Annotated in this window: 21 protein-coding genes and 1 other annotated feature; of the genes, 2 read left to right on the top strand and 19 right to left on the bottom strand. The window is 41.7% G+C overall.

What is annotated here, in order from left to right; all coding sequences use genetic code 11:
• Nucleotides 1–14: 14 nt before the first annotated feature.
• The 7 genes from E2K98_RS11870 to nadB all read right to left on the bottom strand — a co-directional run bounded on the left by E2K98_RS11870 (nt 15) and on the right by nadB (nt 7,959).
• Nucleotides 15–554: a BofC C-terminal domain-containing protein gene (locus E2K98_RS11870; RefSeq protein ID WP_133334436.1), complete on the bottom strand. Its 540-nt coding sequence runs from the start codon at nt 552–554 to the stop codon at nt 15–17.
• Between the two features lie 108 nt (nt 555–662).
• On the bottom strand, nt 663–1,358 hold the full coding sequence (locus E2K98_RS11865) for a YhcN/YlaJ family sporulation lipoprotein (RefSeq protein WP_165976246.1): 696 nt from the start codon (nt 1,356–1,358) through the stop codon (nt 663–665).
• Between the two features lie 100 nt (nt 1,359–1,458).
• Entirely contained in the window at nt 1,459–2,442 is a 984-nt protein-coding gene (locus E2K98_RS11860) for a phosphotransferase (protein ID WP_133334713.1), read from the bottom strand.
• On the bottom strand, nt 2,420–4,192 hold the full coding sequence (safA, locus tag E2K98_RS32240) for a SafA/ExsA family spore coat assembly protein (RefSeq protein ID WP_208025360.1): 1,773 nt from the start codon (nt 4,190–4,192) through the stop codon (nt 2,420–2,422). The genes E2K98_RS11860 and safA overlap by 23 nt, the downstream gene beginning before the upstream one ends.
• Nucleotides 4,193–4,477: 285 nt before the next feature.
• Entirely contained in the window at nt 4,478–5,581 is a 1,104-nt protein-coding gene (nadA, locus tag E2K98_RS11850; RefSeq protein WP_133334434.1) for a quinolinate synthase NadA, read from the bottom strand.
• A 13-nt stretch (nt 5,582–5,594) separates the two neighbouring features.
• Nucleotides 5,595–6,431, bottom strand: a complete 837-nt coding sequence (nadC, locus tag E2K98_RS11845) for a carboxylating nicotinate-nucleotide diphosphorylase (protein WP_133334433.1) — start codon at nt 6,429–6,431, stop codon at nt 5,595–5,597.
• Nucleotides 6,400–7,959, bottom strand: coding sequence for an L-aspartate oxidase (nadB, locus tag E2K98_RS11840; protein WP_133334432.1), 1,560 nt, complete (start codon nt 7,957–7,959; stop codon nt 6,400–6,402). The genes nadC and nadB overlap by 32 nt, the downstream gene beginning before the upstream one ends.
• Nucleotides 7,960–8,055: 96 nt before the next feature.
• Between nadB and E2K98_RS11835 the strand changes: the two genes are divergently transcribed.
• Nucleotides 8,056–9,201 carry an IscS subfamily cysteine desulfurase gene (locus tag E2K98_RS11835; RefSeq protein WP_133334431.1) on the top strand — a complete coding sequence of 382 codons (1,146 nt, stop codon included), beginning with the start codon at nt 8,056–8,058 and terminating at the stop codon, nt 9,199–9,201.
• A 120-nt stretch (nt 9,202–9,321) separates the two neighbouring features.
• Nucleotides 9,322–9,858: a transcription repressor NadR gene (locus E2K98_RS11830; RefSeq protein WP_133334430.1), complete on the top strand. Its 537-nt coding sequence runs from the start codon at nt 9,322–9,324 to the stop codon at nt 9,856–9,858.
• A 60-nt stretch (nt 9,859–9,918) separates the two neighbouring features.
• Here E2K98_RS11830 and pheA read toward each other — a convergent pair whose 3' ends face one another.
• The 12 genes from pheA to minC form a co-directional block, all read right to left on the bottom strand.
• Nucleotides 9,919–10,776 carry a prephenate dehydratase gene (gene pheA, locus E2K98_RS11825; protein ID WP_133334429.1) on the bottom strand — a complete coding sequence of 286 codons (858 nt, stop codon included), beginning with the start codon at nt 10,774–10,776 and terminating at the stop codon, nt 9,919–9,921.
• Nucleotides 10,777–10,854: 78 nt separating this feature from the next.
• Nucleotides 10,855–11,310, bottom strand: coding sequence for an ACT domain-containing protein (locus E2K98_RS11820; protein ID WP_133334428.1), 456 nt, complete (start codon nt 11,308–11,310; stop codon nt 10,855–10,857).
• Between the two features lie 27 nt (nt 11,311–11,337).
• On the bottom strand, nt 11,338–12,627 hold the full coding sequence (gene obgE, locus E2K98_RS11815) for a GTPase ObgE (protein WP_133334427.1): 1,290 nt from the start codon (nt 12,625–12,627) through the stop codon (nt 11,338–11,340).
• Nucleotides 12,628–12,688: 61 nt separating this feature from the next.
• Complete coding sequence (locus E2K98_RS11810; RefSeq protein ID WP_133334426.1) at nt 12,689–13,234, bottom strand: Spo0B C-terminal domain-containing protein; 546 nt, start codon at nt 13,232–13,234, stop codon at nt 12,689–12,691.
• A 231-nt stretch (nt 13,235–13,465) separates the two neighbouring features.
• Entirely contained in the window at nt 13,466–13,759 is a 294-nt protein-coding gene (gene rpmA, locus E2K98_RS11805) for a 50S ribosomal protein L27 (RefSeq protein ID WP_026572313.1), read from the bottom strand.
• Entirely contained in the window at nt 13,760–14,101 is a 342-nt protein-coding gene (locus tag E2K98_RS11800) for a ribosomal-processing cysteine protease Prp (protein WP_026572312.1), read from the bottom strand.
• 15 nt (nt 14,102–14,116) lie between these two features.
• A complete protein-coding gene (gene rplU / locus E2K98_RS11795) occupies nt 14,117–14,425 on the bottom strand; it encodes a 50S ribosomal protein L21 (protein ID WP_026572311.1) in 309 nt (102 codons plus the stop codon).
• A 13-nt stretch (nt 14,426–14,438) separates the two neighbouring features.
• Nucleotides 14,439–14,521: a sequence feature (ribosomal protein L21 leader region), on the bottom strand.
• A 47-nt stretch (nt 14,522–14,568) separates the two neighbouring features.
• Complete coding sequence (locus tag E2K98_RS11790) at nt 14,569–16,023, bottom strand: Rne/Rng family ribonuclease (RefSeq protein WP_133334425.1); 1,455 nt, start codon at nt 16,021–16,023, stop codon at nt 14,569–14,571.
• Nucleotides 16,024–16,279: 256 nt separating this feature from the next.
• Nucleotides 16,280–17,146: a M50 family metallopeptidase gene (locus tag E2K98_RS11785; RefSeq protein ID WP_133334424.1), complete on the bottom strand. Its 867-nt coding sequence runs from the start codon at nt 17,144–17,146 to the stop codon at nt 16,280–16,282.
• Complete coding sequence (locus tag E2K98_RS11780) at nt 17,139–17,921, bottom strand: M23 family metallopeptidase (RefSeq protein WP_133334423.1); 783 nt, start codon at nt 17,919–17,921, stop codon at nt 17,139–17,141. The genes E2K98_RS11785 and E2K98_RS11780 overlap by 8 nt, the downstream gene beginning before the upstream one ends.
• Before the next feature lie 219 nt (nt 17,922–18,140).
• Nucleotides 18,141–18,944, bottom strand: a complete 804-nt coding sequence (gene minD / locus E2K98_RS11775) for a septum site-determining protein MinD (RefSeq protein WP_026572307.1) — start codon at nt 18,942–18,944, stop codon at nt 18,141–18,143.
• Nucleotide 18,945: 1 nt separating this feature from the next.
• Nucleotides 18,946–19,626, bottom strand: coding sequence for a septum site-determining protein MinC (minC, locus tag E2K98_RS11770; protein WP_133334422.1), 681 nt, complete (start codon nt 19,624–19,626; stop codon nt 18,946–18,948).
• Between the last annotated feature and the right edge of the window lie 32 nt (nt 19,627–19,658).

Here is a 19,658-nt window from a genome sequence, read left to right as displayed (position 1 = left end):
TTATGTTCGACTCATTAATTTTTTGAGGCTGCCTCAGTCGAGTAGTGCCTAAAGGTTTCTAAAACTTCTACGTAACGATCCTTTGTTTTGATAGGGATTCCCTGCAGGAGCTCTTCTTGCTTTTTGCTTTCGAGTTTCCTAATATCTATTTGAAAAAAAGATTGAATTATTCTAGATTGGCCCGGTCTGCCGTTAAAAATGGTCAATACCCCTTCATTGGTAATGCCGAAGTAACCGTTTGCCTTTAACAATGGTGAAATATCGTCTACGTTTTTACGAAAAACTAAATTTTCTCCATCTCTTGTAATCAGTTGCCATTGATCGTATTTCGCCCAAAAATTTTCAGGTGACCAGCTTATTTCCTGAACTACTTCCTCGCTCAGCTCGCCATCCAAATAAACCCTTTGTAAAGTAACCTTTAATTTCAGAGGCTCCTTCGTTTGCTGTTCAAGATGGCGATCTTGTTGTGCGGCGGATCCTGTCATGTCCATACCAGGGGCCATTCCCAAAATAACAGCGAAGAAACCAGCCATTACCATCCATTTGAACTTCATGCAAATCACCTCTTCTTTTTATTCATACAGTTCTAGTTTAGCCTTTTTTTGCCTTTTTATCCTTAACAAATGAAAAAGGGGTAAAGCCCGCAGCTTTACCCTTTTTCATCAAGGTATTTGTTTACCTTCAAGGAGTTCATTTGTCGTGTTACGATCGCGACTAATCGTTCCTTCATCAGTGATGACCGACACCTTTTTACCGTTCACATATGGTTTTACAGCTTTTTGAACCGCTTTTTTCGTCTCGGCTGCACGGCTATGATCAACTAAATCAATCGCAATCATGACCGAATTACCATAGATGACTGAATGAACGTTTTGTACATTATTTACTGATTCTGCCTTTTGCTTGATCTGATTGGTGATTCTTCCAAGTGTTGCCGAATCATGGGCAGCATCATTGCCGCTGTACTTCACATTTAAGTGATTGTGGTAATTCACATCTCCCGTACTAAATCGATTGTCTCTCATGAAAAGATTATGATCATGGTTCGCAAGAGGTTTGGTTGGATTCGGAGGGTTTCCATTTTCATCCCTTGTCTGGAGCAGCTGTCTCCGTTGATCCCTTTGATAGTTCCCCTCATCCCCAAGCGTATGATCCATCATTTCCGTCAGTGGTCCATCGTTATCGATAAGAAATCCATTGTTATTATTTGGATGTTTTTCATTTGAGTAATACCCCATTGGACGTGCTACGTTATTATCATTGTTGTTATTTACACCAGCTCGATCAGAATTTGCACAACCTGCCAGCCCCATAATACATAAGGCAGATAGAGGAATCATCCACGGTTTCTTGTTCAAGCGAAAAACCCCCTCAAAGAACATCATGAGCATAGGGAAATATGCTCATTCTTAGGTTGTTCTCAGAAGGGATTTTCATTCTGCCAGAAAGCGGAAGCATCTATTTAACCATTTTTTTTAGCTCATTGAAAAACTTCCTGCGTAAATGAAATTGATTGATTGTTAATTCCAATACATACTTTGTTTTAGAGGGTTTTATATGAGAATTTTCCCTGATTAAACGGTTCCATTCACGAAAAATATCGGAAGGGTAGGCCAAGGCATATAAAAAGGCTTTTTCCTTTAAAAACTTTTGAAATGGTTCAAACTCATAAAGCCGCTCGAAGGACCATTCCAAGTATGGCAGAATCCGGTTTGCATATTGTAAATAGTCTAGGACATCAGGGCCAACTTGAATTAAATCAAAATCAATTAAATTTAAAGCCCCGGAGGCATCGCGTAAGAAATTATGGTGCGCTACATCCCCATGAAGGATGACAAAAGGTTCTTTTTCAAAAAAAGTATGATTTGCGGAAATTCCGTCCAATGACCATTTAGCCCATTCTAACATTTCAGTAAGATAGGATTGGCTTATTAAATACTCTAAAACGGGAAGATTATTTATAAAGATGGACGAACGCTCCTGAAATTTCCCAACCAGATCTCCCTTCGAAATTAAAGTCCGATAACGTATCTCGAAGGCTGCGGTGACCTTGTGAAATTCTTCTAATAGCTTTAAACCCTCGATAATATTTTCTTTCGAATTATACGAAAAGTTGGTTTTATGTGGTTCTATATATTCGATCACGCCATAATGGGTACCTTCAAAATAAAGGGGTTCTTTGACAGGCTGGACATACAGATAGGTTTTGCTAAATCCCTCATTTTTTAAAGTTGTTGTAAAAGTTTCCTGCAGTTTCAGTCTTCTATTTGAGCGGTAACCTTTGATGATATAGATATTTTTTTTCGTTTTTACGTAAAAAACTTTCTTTCGTATAGGAACAAATTGCTTAATTTTTTCTTGGAACTTTGATTGAAAATAAGAGAAGAGACGATCCAAATATGCATCGTCTCCCTTTTTGTTAGTTCTCGTCATTGCTCTCATCAAATCGGGGCATCCCGTAGGCACCTGCTCCTTCTGGCCCAATCCCATAAGGATTCATATACGGTGGCTGCGCGACATTGACTGGTCCAGTATAGGGTGCACTATAGATAGGTGGAGTAGATGGGACGAAATTTGTTACTGCACCCTTGGCCGGTCCGCCGCATCCACAATCCCCTCCCGCTCTCGCAGGAATACCACCTGGTGCTCCTGTCATTTCCGGTGATTCAAAAGCAGATCCCATTGGCGGGTATCCGTAAGGGGTTTGCCCGTATGGCGATCCTGGGTTGTATGGTGCTCCTCCTGAAGCGGGATTAACTGCACCCTGCGCGGTCGGATATTCTCCCGGATAGCCCCCCTGTGGCCCAGCACTATATCCGGCCTGCGGGTAACCTGCCTGTATTCCCCCCGGGTACCCCTCAGGATATCCTGCCGGTCTTCCTTGATATCCAGGCGGCATTCCACCCGGATAAGCCTCAGGATATCCTACAGGTGCTCCTTGGTATCCCCCGGGCATGCCTCCAGGGTAACCCTCATATCCTGCAGGTGCCCCTTGAAATCCTCCAGGCATGCCTCCAGGGTAACCCTCATACCCTACGGGTGCCCCTTGAAATCCTGCCGGTCCAGCTGGGTATCCTGCTGTTCCTGCCCCTGGAAACCCTTCAGGATAACCAGTCGGTGCAGCTGGTCCTGCAAGCATTTGCGGGTAACCTCCTACCGGATATTGGGCAGGATTTTGTGCTCCCATCACTGCTCCCGGATTATAGCCCGGGTTCATAACCGGCATATGCGGCATAAAGGATGAGGATTCATCAGCAAAATGCGGTGCAAAGGATGCTCCTGCAACAGTTGGTGCCATACCAGGTGCTGGGAATGCGCCTGGATAGGCTCCGACTCCAGGTGCTCCTGGATAGGCACCAACACCAGGTGCTCCTGGATAGGCACCAACACCAGGTGCTCCTGGATAGGCACCAACACCAGGTGCTCCTGGATAGGCACCAACACCAGGTGCTCCTGGATAGGCACCCGGATTTACTGGATAACCACCATGCATACCTGCATAGCCATCTAGCGTCCCCGGATAGCCGCCACCATGTTGATATGGCATATATGGCTGCGGGTAGAATTCCATTGGTGGGCAGAATCCTGGTCCAGGCATAACAGGTGTGATCGGAACACATGGCTGCTCAACTGGTGCCTCCATAGGTGGAAGTACAGGTACTTCTTTTTTCGGTACTTCCTTTATTTCGGGTAAAATATTTGCCGGTTTTGGCGGCAACTCCGGTTTTACCGTCATATTTGTCATGTTTGTCATATAATAATTATTAATATCGATTTCTGGGACAACTGGGAGAGGCATTTTTGGAGTATAAGGTACTTTTGGTGCTTCCTTAATAATTGGCTGTTCTTTTATTGGAACTTCCTTAATCGGCATTTCTTTAATTGGCATTTCTTTAATTGGCATTTCTTTAATCGGCATTTCTTTCGCTATAGGCTTTTCCTTGGCAAATGGGTGTTCAACAAGCGGCATTTCCTTCTTAGCTCCTAAATTGATGGCAGCTTCCGGTTTCCCTACAGGTGCTTCTTTCTTTACCATTCCCCCTGTTGTCGGGACTTTCACTTTCATACCGGGCATAATCATATCAGGGTTGCTGAGCTGGGAATTCATCTTTTTCAGCTCTTCAAAATTCACGCCGTACTTCTTGGCGATCTTCCAAAGAGTATCCCCTTTCTGTACGATATGGATCTTCACTCTGATTTCCCTCCTATGCATAAGTCCATATAGTCTATGTGGAAATGGGCAAAGTGCTATCATTCTTCACAAAAACATATGCTTTTTTTGGGAAAAATATGAGTTGGACCCTGATGAATTATTTTATAGATGTTGATTTGATGGATTTTTTCGATTCGCTGATAAAGTGCCTCGATTCGCTGATAAATCTCTTCAATCCGCTGATAAAGCGGCTCGGTTTGCTGATAAATTCTTCTATATAAAAAAAGAGATACATTTTAAAAATGCATCCCTTTTAACAGTTATTTATGAATTTGCTAGCATTCTTTCTAAAGCTAATTTTGCATTCTCGGCAATTTCTGCATCCACCTTAATAAGATTATGATTAGATGCATCCTCTAAGGTATCAAGGCTCCAGACTAAATGTGGCAAATCAATCCGATTCATTGTAAGACACGGACACATATGAGGATTAAGCGAAATTATTTTTTTATCCGGATGATCGTGAATAATTCGGTTTACAAGATTCATTTCTGTCCCAATTGCCCATTCAGTTCCAGGTTCTGCATTTTCAATAGCCTTGATAATATAACTTGTTGATCCGGCCATATCTGACAGTTCCACAACTTCTCTGCGGCATTCCGGGTGAACAATAATCTTCATTTTTGGATGTTGATACCTTACGTCAATAACATTTTTAACCGTGAAATTCTCATGTACGGAGCAATGCCCCTTCCAAAGAATGACCTTAATACTTGAAACATCACCTTCATATTCCAGTGTGTTTGTAATTGGGTTCCAAATAGCCATATCATCTAAATCAATACCTAAATCAAAAGCCGTATTCCTTCCTAAATGCTGATCAGGAAGGAATAGAATCCGCTCCTTCTGAGTGAAAGCCCATTTTACCATTGTATGTGCATTGGAAGAGGTAACAGTTGCCCCGCCATGTGCTCCAACAAAAGATTTAATAGCCGCTGTTGAATTTACATAGGTTAATGGAAGAATCGTGTCTCCAAAAATCTCCCCGAGCTTCTCCCAAGCCTGCTCCGTTTGCTGAAGATCCGCCATGTCCGCCATCGAACAGCCAGCCCTCATATCTGGTAAAAATACCTTTTGCTGCTCGCTTGTCAAAATATCGGCTGTTTCTGCCATAAAATGAACACCGCAAAAAACAATAAACTCTGCTTCCTTATTTTCAGCTGAAAGCTGAGCCAGTTTTAAAGAATCGCCAGTAGCATCGGCAAACTGAATAACCTCATCCTTTTGATAATGATGTCCCGGGATAAACAATTTTGATCCCAGCTTATTTTTTACTTCACGTACCCGTTCTTCCAATGCTTCTCTTGACATTTGTTTATAAATTTCCGGTATCATTCGGTTTTTTTGTAAGGCTGCTAGAATGCTCATCTTATTCCACCCCTTAGTTCCATTTTACTTTTACACTGATATCAAGCGCTTTATACGAATGGGTTAAAAAGCCCAAAGAAATATAATCCACACCAGTATCCTGAAAGGATGCCAGGTTACTTAATTGAATTCCACCGGAAGCTTCGGTAATGGTTCCAGGCGGTACCAATTTAATTAATTCCTTGATTTCTTCAGGGGTACGGTTATCAAACATAATGATATCCGCCTTAGCATTTACCGCTTCGATTACCTGTTCTTCCGTTTCTACCTCGACTTCGATCTTTACCATATGACCGGCCTTTTCTCTTGCTACTTCAACAGCCTTTGTAATGGATCCTGCAAAGGAAATATGGTTATCTTTGATCATAATTCCGTCGTATAATCCATAGCGGTGATTGTAGCCGCCGCCACAGCGAACCGCATATTTTTCAAACATTCTAAGTCCCGGTGTTGTCTTTCTTGTGTCACATAGTTTTGTATGAGTGCTGCCCAGCGTTGTTACTGCGTTCTTTGTTAAGGTGGCAATTCCACTCATCCGCTGGAGCAAATTTAGAACAACCCTCTCACCTTTTAATAGGTCTGCAATTTTTCCAGTGACAGTTGCGAGCTGCTGCCCTTTTTCAATGGCCTCGCCATCCCTTACAAAAACTTGAGTTGTGAGTTGTGGGTTTAATACCTGAAAGCCGGTTCGGATGATTTCTTCTCCGCAAAAAATTCCGTTATCTTTTGATAAGAAGACAATTTCCCCATTGGTATTGTTCGAAAAAATTAAATCGGTTGTGATGTCCTGTTCTCCAATATCTTCTATAAAAAATTGTTCAAGTTGCGAGCGCAGTTTCAATGTGTTCATTTTTCTTCTCCACTTCCCGTTTTTGAATGATTGATTTCTTTAACCAATTTATTTCATCCTCATATGGGTAATCACTTCGGTAGTGACCGCCGCGGCTTTCCGTTCTTCTTAATGCCGAGTCCGTGATGAGTTTTGCAATCGTCAGCATAAAGATTTTGTTTATGTCTTCCATGCTGTATGAGTCTAATTGATCAACTGTTTCCCATTGATTCAGCCAATCTTTTTGTTTTTTCAAATCGAGTTCATTTCGGACAATTCCGACTCGTTCCATCATCCGTTCTTTTAAGATCTGGACATCCGGAAGTTTTAACATCTCTGTGCTTGTTGTTGAATAATGAGAGTATTTTGGTTCAGGCAATTCCATTTTTGCCTTATTCAGCCAAGCTGAAAGTTTTTCCCCTTGAAATAAACCTTCTAACAAAGAATTGCTTGCTAAACGGTTCGCCCCATGAAGACCGGTACAAGCCGCCTCGCCAATGGCATAGAGACCTTCAATCGAGGTACGTCCAATGAGATCGGTTTTGATACCTCCCATTAAAAAATGACTTCCCGGTGCCACTGGGATTCTACCTTCAGAAATGGCAATTCCGTTTTCCTCACAATTCGAAGTAATGGTTGGAAATCTATTTTTGAAATTGCTAATTTTACTTATATCTAAATAAATTTTCACACCCTGTTTGAGATAGCTATAAATGGTTTGCGAAACAACATGCCTTGGTGCCAGGTCTTTTAAAGGATGGATTCCTTCCATGATGGGACTTCCATCTTCTGTAACCAAAATGGCACCTTCACCACGTACGGCTTCAGATATTAACCCTTTTGTTTCACCATTGATATATAAAAGCGTGGGATGAAACTGGATAAATTCCATATCTACAATTTCAGCACCCGCTAAATACGCCATAGCAATCCCATCGCCGCTGACGGTTTCAGCATTGGAAGTGTACGGATAAAGCTGACCGCAGCCTCCCGTTGCCAGGATTACATGGCTGGCGTAGTAGTGCTCAATGTATCCATTTAATTTTTTCGCTTTGACACCCATACAACGTTTATTTTTTATAATTAATTCAAATGCGAAGGTATTTTCTTCAATTTGGACATTTTCTTTTACCATGCTGATAAGATGTTCCATGACGTTTTTTCCTGTTGCATCCCCGCCACCGTGAACAATTCTTTTTTCACAGTGGGCCCCTTCCATTCCTAGAAGTAACTCACCATTTTGATCCCTGTCAAATACATCACTTTGACTTGAAAGATTTCTAATCAACTTGGGAGCAGCGTTGATGATTTCTTGCACCGTTTCCGGATGATTATGAAATCTCCCCGCTTCAAGCGTGTCCATAAAATGCTTGTCAGGATGATCGTTGTCACCAAGTGCAGCTGCAATCCCCCCTTGGGCCAAGTAAGAATTCGCCGTCCTAATTTTTGACTTTGTGATAATTCTCACATTTAATTCCTTATTTAAACGGACTGCCAGCTGTAAAGCTGCTACTCCGCTTCCAATAATTAACACATCAGTATAAGTCATATTTTGACCCTCCTGGTTTTACAGGTGTCTTGACATATATATTTACACAGATTTACACTAATATCAAGTATTTTTTAAGGTTAGGAGAATCCGAGAATGATTTATTTTGATTATGCAGCGACAACGCCTATCGATCCGGAAGCAGCCGAGGTTTACGTTCAAGCAGCTACAGAGTTTTTTGGGAATTCCAGCAGCCTCCATGACATCGGCGGCAACTCCTCAGCACTGCTTGAAAACTGCCGGGAAGAGTTGGCCAATCTAGTAAATGTCGATAAACACGGGTTATTTTTTACAAGCGGCGGGTCGGAAAGCAATTTTTTAGCAATCGAAGCTTTATTGTCCGCTCCTAAAAAACAAGGAAAACATATTATTTCAGGTGTGGCAGAACATTCATCGATTCATGGTGCTTTAAATCGTCTCAAGGCATTAGGGTATGAAATAACCTTCCTTCCCTTTCAGTCATCTGGATTGATTGATCTCCAGAAACTCGTAGATGCAATCAGGCCAGATACAGTGTTAATCACGATTCAGCATGTAAATTCGGAAATTGGTACCATCCAGCCAATTGAAAAAATTGCACACATTTGCAAGGAAAAGAATATTCATTTTCACAGTGATTTTGTTCAGTCATTTGGAAAAATCAATATTAGTACGTTGGCACCGCAAGTCAGCAGCTTTTCTTTTTCCGGGCATAAAATTTATGGTCCAAAAGGAGTTGGGGGCGTTTATATTGATCCCAGCATTTCTTGGCAACCCTTTTTCCCAGGGGGCTCACATGAGAAAGGGTTAAGACCTGGGACGGTTAACGTACCTGGAGTTGCATCCATGACGGCAGCTGCTCAATTAATATTTCCTTCTATTTCGGAAACTTATCATCATTATGTGGGGCTCCGGACGGCATTACTAGAAGCACTTAATCCGATTCAGCAATGGGTTCAGTTTTTTGAGGCGGAGGGTGCTCAGCTGCCTTCAATTATTGGTCTTCGAATTGCAGGGATTGAGGGGCAATGGGTGATGTTAGAATGTAATCGTCTCGGATTTGCGATTTCTACCGGAAGTGCCTGCCAAGTGGGGATGCAGTCCCCATCGAAGGTGATGAAGGCTTTGGAAGTTAGCGACGGGCAAGCGAAGGAATTTATTCGGATATCATTTGGACGGTCAACAAGCATAGAGGATGTTTTGAAGCTTGGGGAAGCGCTCGTTGGGATTGTTAAGGAATATAAAGGCACTGTAGTTATTTAAAAAGAGTAAATTATGTTATGCTAAAAACGATAAATATTAGGTTGATGGGCTTACTATTTCAGGGTTTAAGGACTAACAACCCAAAATAGTAAACCCTTTGAAATTTCTAGGAGGTCTTGTATGGAGCAAAAGAAAATCTTAGGGGAGGAACGGCGAACCCTGATCCTTCAACTGCTTAAAGAAAGTACTGAGCCACTGACTGGCAGTGATTTAGCTAACCGGACAAACGTCAGCAGGCAGGTCATCGTTGGAGATATTACCCTTCTCAAGGCAAAAAATGAACCAATTATCGCCACAAGCCAAGGCTACCTATATTTACATCAAAATGCCGGAAACACTGCATTTGAAAGAACAATTCCCTCTTTTCATAAACCGGAAGATACTGAAAAGGAGCTCAACCTGTTGGTGGACCTTGGTGTATTGGTCAAGGATGTTAAAATCGAACATGCGATATACGGGGATTTAACGGCATCCGTAATGGTTTCAAACCGCAAGGAAGTCAAACAATTTATCGAAAACCTGAAATCGACCAAAGCAGCATTATTGTCGGAATTAACCGACGGCATCCATCTTCATACCATTTCAGCTCCAAGTGAAAAGACACTTGACGAAGCAGAAGCAGCCTTAAAACGTGAAGGCTTTTTAATGGAATCTTAAAAGGACCCGGAAACATGTTCCCGGATCCTTTTTTTAAAACTCTGAAAATTCACAAGCTACCTAATCCAACTCCACCATCAACGAAGGATAGCTTCCTAAAATCTTTACACCGCAGCCAAGTGCCTCTAACTCCGCCATTGCTCCAGGAATCAACACCTCATCAAGCTTCATTTCGATATCAATAATGAAAAAGTAATTGCCGATTCCGGTCTTCATCGGTCTCGATTCAATTTTCGAAAGGTTTAATTTCCTCCAGGCAAAAGCAGATAGCACCTGATGGAGCGCTCCGGCATGGTCTGCAGGAAGAGTCACCATAATCGTCGTTTTGTAGGTAGCATTCGCTGCTTCCATTAACGGTAAATCCATATCTTTATTCGAAAGAATAAAAAAGCTCGTTTGATTAAAGTTAAAATCATGAATGTTTCTTTGAACAATCTGCAGTCCATATTCTTTTGCAGCTAACTCATTGGCAATCGCTGCTGCCTGCCATTCCGGATGGTCCATTACCATTTTTGCCGCCGCAGCCGTCGATGTTACACTTTCAAATGGAACACCCTTAAACTGCGTATGTAAAAACTTATGACACTGGGCAATGGCATGGGAATGGCTGTAAATATGCTTTATATCCTGCCAATGCTCCTGATTCGAAGGATGTACCATAAAATGCTGTTTAATCGGAATGGTAATTTCCCCGACAATCGGGATATCCACTACCCTGGTTAAATAATCCAAAGTAATATTTACAGAACCCTCAAGAGCATTTTCAATTGGAACAACCGCTAACTCTACTCTGTCATCGGCAACCGCATCCATGCATTCCGGAATCGTCCGGAACGGTTCAAGCTCATCTTCTGAAAAAACACTCATCACCGCAATTTCGGTGAACGTTGCCTTTGGTCCTAAGAAACCTACCTTCACTTTTTCTCCACTCCCTCGTTGTCATGTCTAATAAAAGAAAGCTAGGAGCAGCTTTCATAAGGAACAAACAACTCCTCCTTATGCACCTGTTCCCAGCACTTCCACATTCTCTACAAATTCGAGCTTTTTTAATTCTGTTAATAACTCATCAATTTCCATGGTCATGTTCCCCGTATTCATGGAAAGCGTCACATTCGCGCGGCCCTGGAGAGGGATGGTTTGGTGAATCGTTAACAAGTTACAGCCTGACGAAGCAACAACACTTAGCAATTTTGAAAGGGTACCGGAACGATCTTCTAAATGAAAAAAGAGCGAGACCAATTTTTCTTTTTTAATCGACGAAAAAGGAAAAACAGTATCCCTATATTTATAAAACGCGCTTCGGCTTAAATCGGTTTGCTGGACAGCTTCCTGGACGGATTCCACCTTACCCCGTTCAAGCAATTCCTTCGCATCAATCGTTTTTTTCATTGCCTCCGGAAGAACATCCTCACGTACTAAATAGAATTTTTTCTCTACTCTATTCCTTTTCATCTCTATACCTCCAACCACCAAGGAAGGCTACTCTATAAATTCAAATTCAAACTCCAGCAATTTTACGATATCCCCATCTTTTGCTCCTCTTTGCCTTAAGGCATCATCCACCCCAAGACCACGAAGCTGCCGCGAGAAACGGCGGACAGATTCTTCACGAGAAAAGTCTGTCATCTTAAACAGCCTTTCCACCTTTTCGCCAGAAACTACAAATGAACCATCTGGCTCTCTCGTAATTTTAAAGTGGTCAGGGTCCTTCTCATGTTTATATAGAACACGATGTACACCTGTTTGTTCCTCTTCATGCTCAAGAGGGAACTCCGGTGTCTCCTCCAATTTATCAGCAATCGCAAATAATAAATCGCGCAGCCCTTTTCTTGTTAAAGCGGAAATCGGAAAAATTGGATAATCGTCTTCCAAGCGCTCTTTAAATTTTTGCAGATTTTCTTCCGCATCCGGCATGTCGATCTTATTCGCAACAATAATTTGCGGACGCTCGGTCAGCCTTAGATTATATTCTTTTAATTCCTTATTAATGGTCAAATAATCCTCGTACGGATCTCTGCCCTCTGTCGCTGCCATATCAATGACATGGACAATGACACGGGTCCTTTCGATATGCCGTAAAAATTGATGGCCAAGGCCTACACCTTCATGGGCCCCCTCAATCAATCCAGGTAAATCAGCCATGACGAAACTTCGGTTATCTTCCGTTTCCACCATGCCAAGGTTAGGAACAATCGTCGTAAAATGATATTCGGCAATTTTCGGCCTAGCCGCTGAAACAACCGATAATAAAGTGGATTTCCCGACACTTGGGAATCCTACAAGCCCAACATCAGCGAGCAATTTTAATTCAAGGATTACATCGCGCTCCTGACCCGGCTCACCATTTTCAGCAATTTCCGGAGCCGGATTGGCCGGTGTGGCAAAGCGGTTATTTCCCCTGCCGCCACGGCCGCCTTTAGCAATAACAGCACGTTGGCCATGTTCAACAAGGTCAGCAATGACTTCCTTTGTTTCTGCATCAGTTACAACCGTTCCCGGTGGTACCTTAATAACCATATCTTTTGCATTTCTTCCATGCATGCTTTTTGACATGCCATGCTCCCCGCGCGGTGCCTTAAAATGACGCTGATAGCGGAAATCCATTAGTGTGCGCAAACCTTCTTCAACGACAAATACGACGTTTGCACCCTTTCCGCCGTCCCCGCCTGCAGGACCACCATTTGGAACATATTTTTCACGGCGGAATGCGACCATACCATTGCCGCCATCTCCACCCTTAACATATACTTTCACTTGATCGACAAACATTTTGTTGTAGACCTCCCGTCTGCATTTAACAAACTGATCTACCAACGAGAATCGCGAAGCCCTATCCTCTTTTTAAAAAAGGCATAAAAACTTCTAATGCGAGTTCGTTTTCAGAAAATTCCTTTACTTCATGAACCAGTTCAGGTCCTTGAGATTCAGAAAGGAATTGTTCAATCAGTTCACTTTTTATTATTATCCCGCTAAAATCGAAAAAGAAACGAGCACCATCAATTTGCGGGTCAATGGTAATCGATAAATGGTTTTCACCAAATACTTCAATTGCTTGATTTAAATGTAAAAATAAGGACTTTGTCCAATTTGTTAATAATGCATCATCTATTTTTATAAAATCCCCATCGGATAGAACCTCAAATTCAAGCTGAAAATGTGGTTGATCCCAATTGGATTTTAAAAGCAATGAAGCAAACATCGGCATCTGTAAATTGGAGAGCTTTGATTCCTGCTGCGTGTCAATGACAATCTCATCGATGATTTCTTTAGCCCGATCAATTTTATTTAAATCTAAATTTCCTTTTATCAATTGCAGCCGATTTAACCAATCGTGCCGCGAATGCCGAAGCACTTCAACAATATCTAGATCCTTCATTCCCTGCACTCCCACATTAATTGTCCGATAACCGTTTTCTGATAGTATATCAAAAAAGCAACCATGAGTAAGCGTTTTTTTGCGAATTATGTCCAAATGAGGAAAAAAAGCGGCTTTTATGAAGAAGTACTTATGGAGTTTCGGATGATTTCCCATCATTCCAATTGGCAATTTTTTCTCACATCTGCAAAAATAAAACTCTAACCAACCGGTTAGAGTTTTATTAAAAGCTTAAGCTTCTTGAGCTACTGGATAAACGCTCACTTTCTTACGGTCACGACCTAAACGTTCGAATTTTACAACGCCGTCGATTTTTGCAAAAAGAGTGTCGTCTCCGCCGCGGCCTACGTTTTCACCTGGGTAAATCTTTGTACCGCGTTGACGGTAAAGGATTGAACCACCAGTTACGAATTGACCGTCTGCACGCTTAGCACCAAGGCGCTTTGCGATAGAGTCACGTCCGTTCTTGGTAGAACCTACTCCCTTTTTAGATGCAAACAACTGAAGATCTAATTTTAATAACATTTATTCCACCTCCTGCTTTTTGAAGGTAATTTTTATGTGCGTTCCGTACTCTTCTTCAATCGTTCGTAATGAAACGACCATACCTTCGAGAAGAATCTGGATTTTCTCATGTATGTCAGCTGATAAATGATCAGGAATGACACAGCGGAGAAAACCATCTCCCTGTTCAATCATTGGTGTCACACCAGTAATGGCATGAACAGCATTGATAGCTCCAACTGAAACGGCAGATGCGCCTGCACAGACGATATCCTTGCCTCGGTCGGCAAAAAAAGCATGTCCGCTTATTTCGAAGGATTGAATTTCACCGGAATGATTACGATCAATCGTAATTCCAATCATCTATATTTCAACACCTTACGCGTTGATTTTTTCGATGACTACTTTAGTGTAAGGTTGACGATGACCTTGCTTCTTACGGTTGTTTTTCTTCGCTTTGTACTTGAAAACAATGATTTTCTTCGCACGGCCTTGTTTTTCAACTTTAGCTGTAACTGTAGCACCTGCAACAACAGGGCTTCCTACTTTTACATCTTCACCGCCAACGAAAAGGACCTTGTCAAAAGTAACTGTTTCACCAGCTTCTGCATCTAATTTTTCAATGTAGATTGCTTGGCCTTCTTCAACTTTCAATTGCTTACCGCCAGTTTCGATAATTGCGTACATGAACTGCACCTCCTTATAAACTCAGACTCGCCATACACAGGCGTCTATGCTTTAAGCATAAAACTTACTACCTGTTCTGTGCGGTTGTAGCACGGGTGCTACAAACATAACATTAAGATACTAACATATTTTAAACGAAAGTGTCAATAGAAATCGCCAGCTTTTTGGGCCATCTCACTTTCTTCACCAAATTGTTTTAATAGATAATAATGGCTTGGATTTGGCTTCACGGAAAAATAAACTTTAAATTTAAGAGATTCCTCTAAGAATTCAAGGTGATGTGCCATTGCTTCTTTTACCTCTTTCGTTGTTTCCACCAGCACCGCTTCAAAATCTCCATTCCGGTGCTCGACTAATTCCCTTTCAAGCCGGAAAGCCACCGTTTCTTGACTTAAAATTCTGCCCGTTCCCTCACAAACGGAACATTTAACCGTTAACGCTTCTGACAAGGAAACCTTTGTTTTCTTTCGTGTCAGCTGCAAAATGCCCAGTGGTGTATAGCCAATCAACTTAATACGATTCTCATCTTTATTCTGTTCAAAAACTGCCAATACTGACTGCTTGTCCTGCTCGCGATGCATATCAATAAAATCAATCAGGACTATGCCGCCAATATCACGAAGGCGCAGCTGCCGGCAAATTTCCTTTGCTGCCAAGAGGTTTGTTTTTAATACAGTTTCCTGATAGTCGCTTTTTCCAGAGAACTTGCCAGTATTCACATCAATAATCGTTAATGCTTCCGTTTCATCGAAAATAAGATAGGAACCATTTTCGAGCCAAACGACCCGTTTGAGCGCTTTGTCGATTTCATGCTCAACCCGGTTCACCGCGAAAATATTTTCCTTCCCGCCGTAATAGCTTACCGTGGCGTTTTGATTGTGTTCCTCTAATATTCTTTTTAATGAAAGATCATCTACGAGGACTTCGCCGTTATCCATATTTGCCATCACTTCGATTAGCATTTCAACGAATGTATCTTTTTGAAAAATCAACCCGGGCTTTTTAAAGGTTTCAGCCTGCTTCATTAATTCATGATGTTGAACTCTTAGTTGTTCAAGTTCTTGATGTATTTCTTCTTCTGTTGCAAATAAACTTGAGGTGCGAAAAATAATTCCCTCGTCGGCTGTTTTGAGCTGATGGCCAATCCGGCGGAGGCTGGCTTTCTCGTTATCATCGGCAATTTTTTTCGATACCGCCACATAGCGGCCTTGCGGCATGTAGATGAGCTGATTTCCCTGGATTTCAATAATCCCTGTTACCCGCATCCCTTTTGTTCCTGTCGCATCTTTGTTCACCTGTACGAGCAGCTTTTCACCTTGATGAACAAATGTTGAGATGCCCTTTTTTTCATTTATTTTATCTAATGATAAAACATAGGAAGGCAGCAGGTCCCGGTGCAAATAGGCGTGTTTTTCTTCGCCAATGTCGACAAATACGGCATTCATTCCGGGGAGTACCTTTGAAACGGTCCCATAATAAATATTACCGACCAAAGAACGCTGCTCTGGCCGGTCAAAAACCATTTTTTCCACCTTATGATTTCGCATGAATGCAAATCTTTTTTCTCTTGACTGATAATTGATGATTAATTGATCCAATCGGGCGGCCCCACTTTATTTTTGATGCATTTATTATACCCTTTTTGGAGAGGAGAGCCAACTGTCGGATAGCGTGCTTCAATTGTCGGATAGACTGTGTTCCTATTGTCGGATAAGCTGTTCCTATTGTCGGATAAGCTGTTCCTATTGTCGGATAAGCTGTTCCTATTGTCGGGTAGACTACGCCTATTGTCGGATAGCCAATCTCACTGGCGCTAAACCACCTTTTACTAGCAGATTGCCCCAAACCCGATTCTCAAAACATAAACAGCAAATCACTAACTTTGTCGGTTAAGCGTTTTTCTGTGAAATAAGCGTGCAACAGCTCATTTTCATCTAACATTCCTTTTTCCATGCCGTTCCCCTCAACAATAATCGGATGCTTGCAGCCGCGTTGAAATTTTTCGAGGACATGAATTAACAAATCATGTTCGTTCGCTTGAATCGGTTTTAATAAGTGTAAATCACTTTTCTTGCCGTAATAGCGTTCAAGCAGAAAACGCATGAAAATAAAGCGACGCTGCTTCCACTCGTGGTAAAGCGAGAAATACAGAAACGCGATGACCACCCAGACATTGAGATGATACGGAGCGGTAAAAAGTATCAGCAACGAGAAAATGGTGAGACTGATAAAGGAAATCTGCAATGTGACCCGGTGCGCGAATGGAAACGATTTTTTGAGTGACATGAATAAAAAGACTAACTTACCGCCATCAAGCGGCCACACCGGAAAAAGATTAAAAATGAGTATCATTAAATTGTATTGGAAAAATAAATAAAATAAATCTGCAGACACCAAGGAATTGGAGTAGAGCAAAAAGCCAAGACCGACCATCCAGACATGCTGTAAAGGGCCGGCAAGGACAACTATTGCCTCTTCCTTTAACGGACGATTGCCGTGTTCATCCATTTCAGCAACCCCGCCAAACGGCAGGAGCGTTATTTTTTTAATTCTCCATGAAAAAAATGAAGCTGCAGCCGCATGCCCCATTTCATGTATAAAAATAATTCCTAACAATAGACAAACCTCTCGAAAATGTGCGGTTGCAATCGAAAGTGCGACAATAATCCATAACAGTGGATGAATATAAACCTGTTGAAGTAAATCTCTCACTCTACTCAAAGCGGATCACCTGGACCGGGTCGATAAAATCATCCCCTTTTTTAATGGCAAAATAGTACGTACCCTTTGATTTCTCTTCACTTGATGATACCGTTCCGACCACTTTTCTTTTTTCCACATAATCATAAAGTTTGACTTGAATGTCAGCTAAGTTCCCATACCAGGTTTCTGTTCCATCGGAGTGCTGGATAATGACTGTCTTTCCGATGCCATCCTTTACACCTGAAAATGTAACAGTTCCCCCATTCATCGCTCTGACCGAGGCTCCGTTTGCCGTTTCAATCATAATCCCCTGCCCGTTTTTCTCAAAGTTTTCTAGAACTTTACCGGTTGCAGGCAAGGCAGGCTTTTCTGCTGTATCTGTTTCTGTTTGCTTTTCTTTTTTCGGTTCATTAAAAGGCAGCAAAGCAAGTGGCTTGCCAAACTTTTCTTCATACCACTGGGATACTACTGCAAATTTAAACTCCTTGTCCATTGTGGTTCGGACTACATTCCTGGCTTGGTCAAATGTTGCTGTATGATTTCGAAACAAAATCGCAACTACTAAAAAAAGACACACTGAAGCCAGTATTTTAAAAATAAAAACTTCCATGCGAAACAGCGGGTGCCCTTCGTCATCTGGTCCACTTCCATAGGAAGATACATGATTGAACCCGTACTTTTCTTCTTCCCCAGGCCAAGCCAGCTGGCGGTCTGGATTTCTTTCTTGCATACCTATTTCTTTTTTCCGTTTATTGATTCTTTTGCGTATTTCATCCGGTGTCGACCGCGCCATATCCATCAACCCTTTTCCCACTTTTTGTACAAGTTTATGAAAGAGATTTAAGGAGTATGACTCTTCAAAAAAATCCTTGGTTTGTTATCTTGATATGTGGGTTTTGAAATGGAAAGTATTTTACCTAAACTGGAAAATATATTAATAAAAGTGGAAAGAAAATACCAACATCAAAAAAAGCCTGTCCACGCCCTGTGAACAGACTTACAAATCTATAAATTATCTTACACCGAAAAACTTTTTAAGCCTTGTGAACATACCTTTATTCGGTTCTTCTAAGGACTGGAGAGGAATGGATTCGCCAAGAATTCTTCTGGCAATATTCCGATAAGCAAGCGATGCTTTACTGTTTGGATCCATTGCAATCGGCTCCCCGTGATTGCTTGCGCGAATGACTTCCTCATCATCCGCCACAATCCCAAAAAGCTCAATCGACAAATGCTGAGTGATTTCATCGACATCCAGCATATCGCCGTTTTTCATCATTTGGTTGCGAATCCGGTTAATTACTAATTTCGGCGGCTCCATATGTTGTTCTTTTTCGAGAAGACCGATCACCCGGTCCGCATCACGAATAGCAGAAGCCTCTGGGGTAGTAATCACAATCGCTTTATCAGCCCCGGCAACAGCATTCTGAAAGCCCTGCTCAATACCAGCCGGGCAATCGATGATAATATAATCATAGTCTTGTTTTAGTTGGGTAATTAACTCTTTCATTTGCTCCGGTTTCACCGCAGATTTATCAACAGTCTGAGCGGCAGGCAACAAATACAATAAATCATCAAAGCGTTTGTCCTTGACCAATGCTTGATGAATTTTACATCTTTTCTCAATGACATCAACAAGGTCATAGATAATACGATTCTCAAGTCCCATCACAACATCCAAGTTCCGAAGACCAATATCTGTATCGACTAAGCAAACCTTTTTTCCTTGAAGGGCCAGAGATGTCCCAATATTAGCAGAAGTCGTTGTTTTGCCGACGCCACCCTTACCAGATGTAATTACTATAGCTTCTCCCACTTTATTGTCCCCCTTCTAATCTTGTTAAATTAGGTCTTAAATGTATTAAAGCTTGTAATCTATCTACGCTGATTTTTCGGTCCTCATCTATGTAGGCACATTCCATTTCATGTTTTTCTTTATCTTGAACAATGTCGGGTGCTCGATTTAAGCAATCGCTAATCCTTAACTGTGTTGGCCTCATATTGGATGCGGCAATAATCGCTTCGTCGTTTCCTGTACAGCCTGCATGGGCAATTCCTTTTAATGTTCCCATAATAAAAATATTGCCACCGGCCATAACCGTTCCTCCAGGGTTTACGTCACCAATCAACAATAAATCCCCTGGAACCTCTAATACTTGGCCTGAACGAATGATTCTTGAAACCGTTACGACTTCATCTACTGCCTTTAACCGTTTCGCTTCCTCTTTCGTAATTACATTTGATTCAATATCATCAACAACCAAATTCTTTTTCTGCCGAATTAGGTTTTTAAGTTCTTCCCTTTGATCATCACTTAAAAATCGGTTTCCTACATTCACCTTTACCGCAAGGAAATGACTGTCTTCCTCGGTTCTTAGGTTAGTAGAAAGCTTTTCATCCAGTTCTTTTTTAAGTTCCTCATAGGAACAGCAGTCATCTAGTTGAAGGACCAAGCCTTCCTTTGTTCCCTTTATCGTTACATTTTGTCGTTTTTTCATGGAGAATTTTCACCTCAAGTTTAAAGAAAAGG

This window comes from Bacillus salipaludis, from assembly GCF_004358205.1.
The sequence above is the reverse complement of the archived record's forward strand: the minus strand, read 5'-3'. Positions and strand labels throughout refer to the sequence as shown.